This window comes from Citrobacter sp. GW821-FHT02E08 (genome assembly GCF_059421685.1).
The window spans coordinates 416,158-428,158 of sequence record NZ_JBWKVL010000001.1 but is presented as its reverse complement, the minus strand read 5'-3'; the positions used below and the strand labels follow the sequence as shown (position 1 = coordinate 428,158).

At 49.2% G+C, this 12,001-nt stretch carries 11 protein-coding genes; 6 read left to right on the top strand and 5 right to left on the bottom strand.

Translation table 11 applies throughout. The features are described from left to right. Positions 1-78: 78 nt before the first annotated feature. Positions 79-351 (bottom strand): GNAT family N-acetyltransferase, encoded by a 273-nt coding sequence (locus AC07UY_RS02045; protein WP_203360110.1) that lies wholly within the window; start codon positions 349-351, stop codon positions 79-81. Positions 352-362: 11 nt separating this feature from the next. Beyond that, complete coding sequence (yjdI, locus tag AC07UY_RS02040) at positions 363-593, bottom strand: 4Fe-4S mono-cluster protein YjdI (RefSeq protein ID WP_203360109.1); 231 nt, start codon at positions 591-593, stop codon at positions 363-365. A 252-nt stretch (positions 594-845) separates the two neighbouring features. Between yjdI and AC07UY_RS02035 the strand changes: the two genes are divergently transcribed. Next, positions 846-2,426 carry a hypothetical protein gene (locus tag AC07UY_RS02035; protein WP_494700660.1) on the top strand — a complete coding sequence of 527 codons (1,581 nt, stop codon included), beginning with the start codon at positions 846-848 and terminating at the stop codon, positions 2,424-2,426. Positions 2,427-2,557: 131 nt separating this feature from the next. Here AC07UY_RS02035 and AC07UY_RS02030 read toward each other — a convergent pair whose 3' ends face one another. Next, positions 2,558-4,351, bottom strand: coding sequence for a glycoside hydrolase family 2 protein (locus tag AC07UY_RS02030; RefSeq protein ID WP_494700659.1), 1,794 nt, complete (start codon positions 4,349-4,351; stop codon positions 2,558-2,560). Between the two features lie 360 nt (positions 4,352-4,711). Between AC07UY_RS02030 and AC07UY_RS02025 the strand changes: the two genes are divergently transcribed. The 5 genes from AC07UY_RS02025 (at position 4,712) to arsA (ending at position 10,208) form a co-directional block, all read left to right on the top strand. Continuing rightward, positions 4,712-6,022, top strand: coding sequence for an MFS transporter (locus AC07UY_RS02025; RefSeq protein WP_494661344.1), 1,311 nt, complete (start codon positions 4,712-4,714; stop codon positions 6,020-6,022). Between the two features lie 23 nt (positions 6,023-6,045). Beyond that, the gene (locus AC07UY_RS02020) at positions 6,046-7,161 is read left to right on the top strand and encodes a hypothetical protein (RefSeq protein ID WP_494700658.1); all 1,116 of its coding nucleotides are present in this window, start codon (positions 6,046-6,048) and stop codon (positions 7,159-7,161) included. Positions 7,162-7,447: 286 nt separating this feature from the next. Further along, entirely contained in the window at positions 7,448-7,993 is a 546-nt protein-coding gene (locus AC07UY_RS02015) for a sigma-70 family RNA polymerase sigma factor (protein ID WP_494661346.1), read from the top strand. A gap of 74 nt (positions 7,994-8,067) precedes the next feature. Next, complete coding sequence (locus AC07UY_RS02010; RefSeq protein ID WP_203360104.1) at positions 8,068-8,430, top strand: arsenic metallochaperone ArsD family protein; 363 nt, start codon at positions 8,068-8,070, stop codon at positions 8,428-8,430. Between the two features lie 20 nt (positions 8,431-8,450). After that, positions 8,451-10,208: an arsenical pump-driving ATPase gene (arsA, locus tag AC07UY_RS02005; protein WP_304521082.1), complete on the top strand. Its 1,758-nt coding sequence runs from the start codon at positions 8,451-8,453 to the stop codon at positions 10,206-10,208. A gap of 30 nt (positions 10,209-10,238) precedes the next feature. Here arsA and arsC read toward each other — a convergent pair whose 3' ends face one another. Further along, positions 10,239-10,664: a glutaredoxin-dependent arsenate reductase gene (arsC, locus tag AC07UY_RS02000; RefSeq protein ID WP_203360103.1), complete on the bottom strand. Its 426-nt coding sequence runs from the start codon at positions 10,662-10,664 to the stop codon at positions 10,239-10,241. A gap of 12 nt (positions 10,665-10,676) precedes the next feature. Next, positions 10,677-11,966 (bottom strand): arsenite efflux transporter membrane subunit ArsB, encoded by a 1,290-nt coding sequence (arsB, locus tag AC07UY_RS01995; protein WP_494700657.1) that lies wholly within the window; start codon positions 11,964-11,966, stop codon positions 10,677-10,679. Positions 11,967-12,001: the final 35 nt, after the last annotated feature.

Sequence of the window (12,001 nt, the reverse complement as noted above, 5' to 3'; positions counted from 1 at the left end):
TATGCCGGACGGGGGCTATGCCTTATCCGGCCTACGGTTTGCCGGATAAGCGAAGCGCCATCCGGCGGGAAACCGTACTCAGGCGCGGATATCGTCATATTCACGAGTGTTATCAAACTCGTGTTTCGCAAACGGGCAGAGCGGAATGACCTTGCGGTTTTCCTGGCGCATTTTTTCCACCACTTTCGCCACCAGTTTTTTACCTACCCCCTGTCCTTTCAGACTGGGATCGACATCGGTATGCTCAATGATGCTCAAATGCTCCCCTGTGGGTACAAATACAATCTCCGCAACCTGATTGCCTTCAGCATCGTTAACATAAAATTTGTTATGACCTTCGAGTATTTCCATTCGTCCCTCGCTTATTTCTGCCGATACTTCAGCGCGCCGCTCGGGCACGTATCAATCACTCTGACCACCGTAGCGACATCCACTTCATCCGGGATAATCCACGGTTTGCGTTTCAGGTTAAAAAGCTTCGCGCTCCCGCGCACGCAGTTCCCCGAGTGCTGGCAAATCCCCGTATTGAAGTAGACATCTATTTTCTCACCGGTATAAGCCCGGTACCCCGCTTCCAGTAATTCTTTATCCATGACATTGCCTCTGTTGTTTTTAGGGTGTCGAGACAAAGCATAGTCCTGTGCGCGTCTGGTGACTACGACACATTCACCAAAATGATATTATCAAACTTGAGAACATCCTCCGGGGCTCACGCTATTTTTGATTTTCATTCGACTTTTCCGCAGCGTTTTAATCTGCTGTTGGCCCTAACTAACTCTGGTGCGACAGAAGCAACGGCTATAAAATAGAAGGTACGATTAACATTGCTCGCGTGGTTTCTTTAAGTGCAGACTTCTATTCCGCTTCGTTTATTAGAAGTGAATTCTTCGCTGATCTGGCACTGGCCATATTTGCAGAGTGCCATTGCGGTGATGGTTCGGGACCAATTTAATGGTCTTGTCATTAATCAGCAGAATTTATTATCTTTATTAGTCTCACCCTCCATTTATTGTCAGCATGGCCGTGAGAATCTGCTACGCGAGCGTCAGGAACATTTATTATATCTGCAACGTTTATGCCGTTATTGCCGGGCATCAGGCATTAGCGTTTGGTTACAAGGTGAAGCCCTACCCCGTGATGGAAAAATACAAGAAAAATATCCCGAATATGCGTTGATTGAAAATAGTAGTGCAGATGAAGTTTTCTGGAAAAACTTTTATCAGCAGGATCTCTTTGAAGCCTTACAACAATTATCCGGTATTGATGGCATAATTGTGAATCTTCCCCGACATCAACCCTACAAAGCCAGTTGGGTCACGACAATCCCTTACCTTTATCAAACCCTGCGAAGCCTCGGAAAGAAAATGGTCCTGCGTGACTATATGGAGGATGAGGCGGCATCATGGCAATTAGTCAATGCGCTACAGGTATTACCGCCGGATGTGCGGGTATCAATTAAGGCCGTGGCTCATGGTTATCGCCCCGGCTTTGTGAATAATCCTTTACTGACTCAACTGGAAGGGCGAATCAAGTGGATTGAGTTTGATATGTGGGGACTGGAGTACGGCTGGACACTGCTGCCCTGTTACTTATTAGAAGAAATTCAGGGTCGATTGAGCTGGGTCGAAAGTATGGCAGGCGAGCATCTGGAAGCGATTACGGGTCGACTCAGTTGGGAGTGGATCTCTAATAGTTCTCTGATCAACTCAGTAAATTCGGTGAATTTGCATGGTTTAGCCATGTTTGGCCGCGAAATATTTATGTCTGAAAAACAGGCATTTCACTGCTGGCTCACCGATATGCTAGAGCATAAAGTGGGAGTGGCTGAATTAAACACCTTTCATCAATTGTATACCTGTAGCTACGAATGGATGAGAAAAACGCCCTATATACTGGGGCATGTTTTACACCACTACAGTCAGATACCTGAAAGCTATGCCCAGGCCGTAAAACAGCTTCAGTTACATTTACGCCATTCTGACGATTATAGTATGTCGGTATTATTCCCGATGGACGATCCGGACACCGGGCGCGAACAATACCAGCAATTATTATTAGAAAAGCAACGGGCGATCTTTTTGGCACAAGATTCTCGTAATCGGTTACATCAAATAATACATTCGATTGCGATGTCGGAAGAGAAAAGAGATCTGTTTAAACGTGTCTGGGAACGCGTCCCCTACTACACCGAAATGTTTAATGACGTCGCTCGAAGCGTCGCAATGAAAATGATGTTAGACCGCTACGGAAATCAAAGTGGCATCTCTTTATTTGAGTTAACCAAAGAGATTAATCAACTGCGCCTGTTAGCACATCGAATTTCCGAATGGCTCGATAAAGAAGAACAACAGCAACCCCATTATCTGGCCATGTTATTTGATCCTGCCAGGCTGCTTAGCCTGGCAGAAAGTCTAACAGCAGATTAATCCGCTAATGACTTAACACCGTTCACTTAAGTCAATGAATTAGGGGAAACACCGGGATTTGGTTCCCGGAGGGACGCCAAACCCGGTGGTCGCCCCGGATATCTCGGTCTTAAACTAACAGTGTTAGCTTATTACCCGGCATTTTTGAGCTGCTGATAAAAATCACGCAGCACATAAAATGCCTTTTTGCGTGTTATTTTGTCAGCGGTAATAAGCCCCTTACAGTTGAATCCTTTCTGGTAAGGATTCTGCCGTCTTTCTGTACGGTAGTCATACAATAGCCACGGGGTAAAACCACGGACATAATTAAGTTTTGGCAAATACTCGGTCTGCTTGCGATAAACATCCGCCATATAGTTTTCCGAGAACGGCCCTGACTGGGGAGCATGATCGCCGATCACACCTTCGGCCCCCGTTTCGGTGATCACCACCGGTTTTGTGGGCGACGAGTTTTCTCCCAGTACAATCAGATCATCAAAATTCTCTTCATACCAACCGTAATATTCGTTCAGTCCGATGATATCGAGATAATCAGCCAGACGATCTTCAATTTTCATTTTGGCATGATTGACCAGGCAAGCGGCAGAAATCAAACGGCTAGGATCGGCCTGACGGGCAGCATCTACCAGCGAAGTCATAAAATTCAGTCGCTCATCGGTATCGGCATTTTCATTACCGACGGACCAGATAATTACGCTGGCACGATTTCGGTCACGATAAATAAGCTCCATCAACTGATTATGCGCATCGCGTTGGGTTGCCGGATTCTTAAAATCGATCGCCCAGTAGTTTGGAATTTCCTCCCAGAGCAACAGGCCCACTTCATCCGCAATGCGCGCGGCCAGCTCATGGTGAGGATAATGCGCCAGTCGCAGGTAATTGCAGTTGAGCTCTTTGGCATCCTGAAAACGGCGGCGGATATCCGCTTCGTTGGTCATTTTCCCTAACAGGACATCATCTTCATGGCAATTTACGCCCCGAAGATAGAGCGACTTACCGTTCAGACGAATATCCGTTCCCACGACCTCTATTTGTCTGAACCCCACGCGGTCACTGACACAATCACGTCCCAGCATCGCCATGACCCGATACAATTTAGGATGCTCAGGAGACCAGAGTTGCGGCTCAGCAGACAATGTCGCTTCAGCAACTCCGTCGATCACAGGCTGATTCACGCAGATACCCAATTCGGCGAGGGTGAAATTGACCTCCGTCGCGTCACCTTCAACCGCTATTCTCACGGCGATTCGATTATAGTTCCCATCGGGGACTAAATAGACAAACAGATCCCGAATATAGGTTTGCGGCGTTCGAATAATATCGATTTCACGATATATTCCGCCGTAGTTAAACCAGTCGTTATTTCTCAGAGGAAGCCTGTCGGTGGTGCGATTATTATTCACACACAGCATCAGCACATTATTGCCGGGTTGTAATAGCGGCGTTAACTCAGCACAAAATGGGGTTGAGCCACCATAATGATTGCCGATGAACTGATGGTTGAGGAAAACTTTGCAATCGTAGTTAGCAGCACCAACGCGTAAAAAAATACGTTCATCAGCGTCCTGAACGATATAGTCGATTTCGCGGGTGTACCACGCACTCCCCTCAAAATAGAACCATTTTTCATTCATCATCTGCCAGCATCCCGGCACCGGAACGGTATCACCGGCAAAAGGATCGTAATCATAAGGGTCCCGGCGCGTTTCAGCATCGCGTTTATCCAGGAGATGCCATTTTTGCCTTAACCCTGTGTCGTGAAGATCCAGCGTAAATCGCCACTCCCCGCTCAGGCTTTCGCACTGGCGACCGCCAGTGAACAACAGATTGGTATGGTTAAGATTCTGCGTGTTGTATGGCTGGTCATATTGCTCGTTGTGCAGGCATTCAACGGCATTTTCTGCCAGGTCAGATTTTTCCAGCATGAGATATCCTTCATAAAAGAGGTGTTGCTGAAGAATAACGGCTCAAAAACCGGGCTTGATGGCGATCCTCGGGATCACAAGACTGAGAGAGAGGAAAAAACAAGTAAATGTGACAACCGTCTAAAATGCAGAGCGCCTCAGTGTGATCAGTGTCTCATAATAAATTTTATCGTAGTGACCTGCATCACATTAACAACCTTGGGTAGCGATATTACTCACATAAAATTATAGCTGAACTTCAGGGATCTCAATTCTCTTTCTAACCCGTCACGGACTCAGACCAGGTCACTTACACTGGCTGAACGTAATTTTTGCTGGGTCTGTTTGGATAAGTTCTCATATCGTGACGGAGGAAATACGATGGGGCAGTTGCAAAGTGGTGTCAGTAATCAAGCAGTAAAGATGAGTTCTACAACCAGTCGATATCGATGGACAATTTGCGCGTTACTCTTTTTTTCAGTCACTATAAATAATCTTGACAGATCTATTTTAGGGTTACTCGCGCCAATGCTACAAAAAGATATTGGCTGGAACGAGATTGAATACGGCAATATTGTGACGGCATTTCAGGCCGCCTATGCATTAGGTTTATTTCTGTGCGGACGTATCGTTGATGTTTATGGTGCCCGCCTGGTCTTACCTATCGCTCTGGCGCTCTGGAGTGTGGCGGCGATGGCTCATGGTATGGTCGGCACAGTGATTGGTTTCATTTACGCCCGTATATTCCTTGGGCTGGGGGAAAGCGCCAACTTTCCTTCCGCAGTAAAGGTTGCAGCTGAATGGTTCCCGAAACGAGAACGCGCATTTGCGACCGGTATTTTTAATGCGGGCTCCAATGTCGGTAATATTTTTGCACCCATCATTATTCCCTGGATTGCCTTACAATGGGGATGGCGTGAAGCATTCGTCGCAACCGGTGCTGTCGGGTTTATCTGGATTGTTTTCTGGTTATTTTTATACGGAAAACCGGAGAAGGTAAAAAAAGTAAACGAAGAAGAGTTAGCCTGGATTAATCAGGATGATGACGCGGGCAGTGCCGAACTGTCACAGCAAAAAATCAGCTGGTTGGGGCTGCTGAAATATAAGCAAACCTGGGCATTTGCTATTTGTAAGTTTCTGACAGACCCGATCTTCTGGTTCTTCCTGTTCTGGTTACCGAAATGGCTGCATGACGCCCGCGGTATTGATATGGCTCATATGGCGATGCCACTGGTTCTAATCAATATTCTGGCAACCATGGGCGGTCTTGCTGGCGGATATCTCCCGGCATGGATGGTGAACCGCGGTATGGCTGTCAATAAGGCACGTAAATTAACGTTATTGCTATGTGCCACCTGCGTACTGCCTATTTTATTGGTTTCGAATGTTTCTAATCTTTGGGTCGCGGTTTCGTTGATTGGACTTGCTGTTGCAGCGCATCAGGGTTGGTCAGTCAATCTTTATACCAGCGTATCGGATATGTTCCCTAAACAGGCTGTGGGTGCCGTTGTCGGTATTGGCTGCTTAATTGGTTCTCTCGGTTCAATTATCTTTACACAGGCAACAGGCCATATCCTGCAAGCGACAGGCAACTATTGGTCTATTTTCCTGATGGGCGGATTTGCCTATCTGCTGGGTTTCCTGATTATGCATTTTTTAATTCCAACAATGGCTGCGGCTAAATTTAAATAAAATTAATCGTATAGGAACTGAATATGTCATTTACCGATAGCCTGTTACAGGAACGAATTCTTGCAGCCAAAGAGAAAAGTCTCCTCTGGCTTAACAGCATGCAACTCCCTAACGGAACGCCTGGCGTATTACGCGTCAGCGAACTTCATCAGCCAGAACAGTGGCCGCAGATGCTGTTGCCAGGCACCTACGATGGGACAATGGCTCGCGTTTTATTAGGCGATGAGATATCTGAGAAAAAAGCACTGGCGGACTGGGTATTAGGCCATCAGCAAGAGGAAGGTTTTTTCCAGTTGCCGGGGTTGTGCTGGAGCGAAACCTGGAAAGGGCCGGATGCCAATATCACTCGTCAGTACATGCGCTTCCATACGACAAACTACTGTATGGGTACACTGGATGTTCTGGATCAACTGGATCGCCTCGAACTGCCGTTTTTGAAACCGTACCTCGACCCACAATATTTTTGGGCATGGTTAGGTCAACGCGATATGCGCGATCCCTGGCTGGAAGGGAACAATATCGTCAATATGGGCAGTTTTCTGTTACTCGAACAGCAAAGAGATCCAAGCGGCCCTGCGGCTCAGCGTTTGCAGGATATGATCTTCTGGCATAATCAGCAAAGCGAGCCCTATTCTGGTTTCTGGGGACCGGGCCAGCAGTACAGTCAGGAGGCATTATTATTTGCTCTCTGCGGTGCGACACATAATTTGCATGTCTTTTATGCGCTCGATGAAAATATTCCCTATTTCAACCAGTCAATGAGCCGTTGTCTGGAGCAACCCCTGGCTGTTCGCAGCAGCTGCATTGATGTCGATATTATCGATATTCTGGCGCACGGCCATGCCCGTTGCCCACAGCGCAAGGACGAAATTGAGCACTGGTTACGCAGTATGCTGGTGAAATTGCTCGACTTCCAGAATGCAGACGGTGGATTCCCGGATACCTTGCTTGGCGAACGGGGTTATGACGGTTGGGTGAAGGGATATAAAGAACCTCAGGGACACAGTAATACCTTCGCCACCTGGTTCCGCTGGATAGCGATTGCGATGATCGCCGATGTATTATGGCCACAATGGCAAAACTGGCGTTTTCGTAAAACGATCGGTATTGGTTATTTTAAGCCAACAGTCGGAAAATAAATCATTTATAGCGCGTTGTTATATTTTTACGGCAACATGCTATTACCCGACAGTGTCGATATTGAATAAACCATAATGCAAGGCAGGATAATATCCTGAGGCTATCTTATACATATTGGTATAAGTTACGGCCGATCCCTGCACGATGTACAATGACGTTCTGTTATTGTTCTATAAAAAGACAGGTATATAATGACCTGTCTTTTTTCTATTCCCTTTTCATCGTGTAACCTTACTTTTCTTATGTTGTCGAATCGCAAAAGCACTTTCACCACGGAGGTCTGACATGAGTAATGTGAGTGATTTCAATGCATGTATGACCATTTTCTGGCAACAGCACGAACCAGAACTCTTACGTTTTTTGGTATCCAAAACAGGGGATGAGGAGAAAGCCGCTGACCTTCTGCAAGAGCTTTTTCTCCGTGCCCGCGCTCATTCCGATCATTTTTGTGAGATGGAGAATCCGCGTGCATGGTTGTATCGTGCAGCGAGAAATCTGCTCATCGACGAATACCGCAGCGCCAGAGAGTTTGTCGAACTGGAAGAAGATACCCTGCTGTCTGACATATCTCCTGATGCCATTTCAACGCTGAATGTCTGTCTGCCTGAAACCCTGCAGGCGTTGCCAGAAGATGAGCGATGGCTGATTGAAGAATCCGACCTTAACCGGCGTCCCCAACAGGCGCTAGCCGATGAGTTGGGAATCTCGCTGACTGCGTTTAAATCCCGCTTGCTGCGGGCGAGAAAGCACCTGAAAGAAGCGATGACGGAGCTTTGCCAGATTGAGGCGGATGACACATCTCCCGTCTGCTGCCACAAAAAAATGACGTAACCGCGCATCTTTTTCCCGCCACCATCGTTTACCTCAGTGTAAAGGCAAATGACTAACACTGAGGTAAGTAACACATGTCAAAAATCGAGATCTTTGAAGCGGCTGGCTGCTGTGCCACCCGCAGCGTCGTGGTTAGCGACGAGGCGGTTAAATGGAACGCCAGCGTAGAATGGGCGAAGAAAAATGGCGTTGATATTCAGCGCTACAGCCTTGCGAAGAACCCACAACCGTTCCTGAATACACCCATTATCAACGAATTTCTGAACACATCAGGGATGGCGTCCCTGCCGGCCACCTTGCTCGACGGCAAACTGGTGATGACCGGTAAACTTCCCACTCGGGATGATATCGCCCGTTGGGCGGGTATTCCGCTTACTCAGGACTGGAGTGAAGACAGTGCGCAACCGCGCTGCTGCAGCATTCCACGTATGCCTTAATTCCAGAGGAGCTAGCACTGATGAATATGCCATTTTTAAAAGCAATCCCCCCGTTCATTTTCTTCACCGGTAAAGGTGGTGTCGGTAAAACATCTCTGGCCTGCGCCACTGCGGTATGGCTGGCCGATCAGGGTAAGAAAACACTGTTGGTCAGTACCGATCCGGCGTCTAATGTCGGTCAGGTATTTAGCCAAACCATCGGTCACCGGATAACGGACATGACTGCCGTAGACAATCTTTCCGCGATGGAAGTTGACCCGATGGCTGCCGCGCAAGCCTATCGCGATAGAGTGCTTGATCCGGTTCGTGACATGATGCCAGCCGACGTGGTGCGCAGTATTGAGGAACAGCTTTCGGGTTCCTGTACGACGGAAATCGCGGCATTCGATGAGTTTACCGGCCTGTTGACCAACCCTGAGTTGCGGGAGATGTATGACCATATCGTCTTTGATACCGCGCCAACCGGGCATACGATCCGCATGCTTGAGCTGCCGGGAGCGTGGAGCGGCTATCTGGAAGCAAATCCCGATGCCGCAGCTAATCTTGGACCACTGGTCGGACTGGAGAAACAGCAGCACCAATACGCAGATGCGGTTAAAGCATTATCTGACGCCACGCTTACGCGCCTGGTACTGGTCGCCCGCGCCCAGGCTTCAACGCTAAAAGAGGTTTCACATACCCACGATGAACTCTTCGCAATAGGGCTGCAGCATCAACATCTTGCCATCAATGGCGTGCTGCCCCCGTTCGCGGGTAAAAACGATCGACTGGCGCAAAGTATCCTGGCGCGGGAAGAGAAAGCGCTACGGGCAATGCCGGAGAATCTGGCGAATCTCCCCCGCTCGCAGCTGTATCTGAAGCCCTTTAATCTGGTTGGTCTGGATGCGCTGCGGGCGTTATTTACTGACAGCAACGCATCATCAGAGACGCCCATCACTGCTCTGAACACCCTCAATTTGCCAAAACTTGCTTCGCTGGTCGATGAACTGAGCCAGGCAGGAAAAGGTCTGGTCATGACGATGGGTAAAGGCGGCGTAGGTAAAACAACCGTCGCGGCATCAGTGGCGGTATCGCTGGCTAAGCGCGGCCACAAAGTCCACCTGACGACGTCCGATCCGGCAGCACATCTTTCTTATACGCTGGATGGCTCGCTGCCTAATCTTCAGGTTAGCCGTATCGACCCGAAGGCAGAGACAGAGCGTTATCGCCGCTTTGTATTGGAAAATCAGGGCAAAGGATTAGACGCTGAAGGACTGGCGGTGCTGGAGGAAGATCTCCGTTCACCATGCACCGAAGAGATCGCCGTTTTCCAGGCCTTCTCACGGGTCATTAAAGAAGCCGATAACCAGTTTGTCATTATGGATACCGCACCGACAGGCCACACGCTACTGCTACTGGATGCGACAGGGGCGTATCACCGTGAAATGGTGCGCCAGATGGGGAAAACACATGACCATGTGATTACGCCAATGATGCAGTTGCAGGACCCGGACAAAACAAAAGTGATTATCGTGACGCTGGCTGAAACCACGCCCGTGCTGGAAGCGGCGAATCTGCAGAACGATTTGCGTCGGGCCGGGATCGCGCCGTGGGCATGGGTTGTGAATAATAGTCTTGCCGCTGCGATACCGTCCTCCCCCTTCCTGATGACCAGGGCGAGTAGTGAGCTACCGCTGATCTCTGATGTAGAAGAACAGTATGCGACGCGTATTGCGTTAACGCCTTTGCAAAGCGAGGAGCCGGTTGGAATAGATCTGCTGGAGAAAATGGCGAAGTAATGAATAAGGGGGCAAACGCCCCCTTAATCTTTATTTCAGTCGTTTACCAGCAACATCTACGACTTGCTCACCGTCTTCCTTGGCGAAAGCCCCTTTCTGCGCATCCGGCAGGATATCCAGAACCACTTCGGAAGGACGACACAGTCGCGTTCCCAGCGATGTCACCACAATCGGACGGTTAATCAGAATGGGATGTTGCAGCATAAAGTCGATGAGCTGATCGTCAGTAAAGCGGTCTTCGGCAAGCGCTAACGTTTCATACGGTTCCACGTTTTTACGCAGCAGCGCCCGTACCGTGATCCCCATATCGGCAATGAGTTTGACCAGCTCATCGCGTGAAGGTGGGTTCTCAAGATAATGAATAACCGTCGGCTCGATACCGCTGTTACGGATCATCTCCAGCGTGTTGCGCGAGGTGCCACAGGCCGGGTTGTGATAGATGGTAATGTTGCTCATATCAGTATCTCATTACAAAGTGACAGAGAGACGTAGCGCCAGCGCAGCCAGCGTTACAAACAGCACAGGCAGGGTCATGATAATCCCGGTGCGGAAGTAGTATCCCCACGTGATTGTCATATTCTTCTGTGAAAGTACATGCAGCCAGAGCAGTGTTGCCAGGCTACCAATAGGGGTGATTTTCGGCCCCAGATCGCAGCCAATGACGTTGGCATAAATCATCGCGTCTTTGATAACGCCGGACGCGGTGCTGCCATCAATCGACAATGCGCCAACCAATACGGTCGGCATATTGTTCATAATAGAAGAGAGGAATGCGGTCAGGAATCCTGTCCCCAGCGTGGCGGCCCACAGTCCTTTATCTGCCAGTACGTTCAGCACGTCAGAGAGATAATCCGTCAGCCCAGCGTTACGCAGACCGTAGACCACCAGATACATCCCCAGTGAGAAGACAACGATCTGCCAGGGCGCGCCGCGCAGCACTTTACCGGTGTTAATACCGTGACCTTTTTTGGCCACCGCAAACAGGATTACCGCCCCCACCGCCGCAATCGCACTCACAGGAATCCCCATCGGCTCAAGGACAAAAAAACCGACCAGCAGAAGGAGAAGTACAATCCAGCCGGTTCTGAATGTTGCCGGATCCTTGATGGCTTTTGCAGGTTCTTTAAGGCGTCCCAGGTCATACGTTGGCGGGATATCTTTGCGGAAAAACAGATGCAGCATCACCAGCGTGGCAGTAATGGCGGCAATATCCACCGGCACCATGACTGACGCATATTCCGCGAATCCCAGTTGGAAGAAATCAGCCGAAACGATATTGACCAGGTTTGACACGATGAGCGGCAGACTGGCTGTATCGGCAATAAAACCCGCCGCCATCACGAACGCCAGCGTGGTGCTTTTACTGAACCCCAGCGCCAGCAGCATAGCGATAACGATCGGCGTCAGAATCAACGCCGCGCCATCATTGGCAAACAATGCCGCCACCGCCGCGCCGAGCAAAACAATATACGTAAACAGCAGACGCCCACGCCCATTTCCCCAGCGGGAAACGTGCAGTGCAGCCCATTCAAAAAAGCCGGACTCATCCAGCAAAAGGCTGATGATAATGACGGCGATAAAGGTTGCCGTGGCGTTCCAGACGATATTCCACACCACCGGAATATCAACAATGTGTATCACACCCGATGCCAGAGCCAGTACGGCACCCAGCGTGGCGCTCCAGCCAATGCCTAATCCCTTTGGCTGCCAAATAACCAACACGATGGTCAGGATGAAAATGGCTCCTGCCAGTAACATAAAACCTCCTGACAGGGCAGCAACGCCACCCTGTA

Bases quoted from the DNA above. Each gene is read 5' to 3' on its own strand.
- AC07UY_RS02045 (WP_203360110.1), bottom strand. From the start codon at position 351: ATGGAAATACTCGAAGGTCATAACAAATTTTATGTTAACGATGCTGAA.
- yjdI (WP_203360109.1), bottom strand. From the start codon at position 593: ATGGATAAAGAATTACTGGAAGCGGGGTACCGGGCTTATACCGGTGAG.
- AC07UY_RS02030 (WP_494700659.1), bottom strand. From the start codon at position 4,351: ATGCTGGAAAAATCTGACCTGGCAGAAAATGCCGTTGAATGCCTGCAC.
- AC07UY_RS02025 (WP_494661344.1), top strand. From the start codon at position 4,712: ATGGGGCAGTTGCAAAGTGGTGTCAGTAATCAAGCAGTAAAGATGAGT.
- AC07UY_RS02020 (WP_494700658.1), top strand. From the start codon at position 6,046: ATGTCATTTACCGATAGCCTGTTACAGGAACGAATTCTTGCAGCCAAA.
- AC07UY_RS02015 (WP_494661346.1), top strand. From the start codon at position 7,448: ATGAGTAATGTGAGTGATTTCAATGCATGTATGACCATTTTCTGGCAA.
- AC07UY_RS02010 (WP_203360104.1), top strand. From the start codon at position 8,068: ATGTCAAAAATCGAGATCTTTGAAGCGGCTGGCTGCTGTGCCACCCGC.
- arsA (WP_304521082.1), top strand. From the start codon at position 8,451: ATGAATATGCCATTTTTAAAAGCAATCCCCCCGTTCATTTTCTTCACC.
- arsC (WP_203360103.1), bottom strand. From the start codon at position 10,664: ATGAGCAACATTACCATCTATCACAACCCGGCCTGTGGCACCTCGCGC.
- arsB (WP_494700657.1), bottom strand. From the start codon at position 11,966: ATGTTACTGGCAGGAGCCATTTTCATCCTGACCATCGTGTTGGTTATT.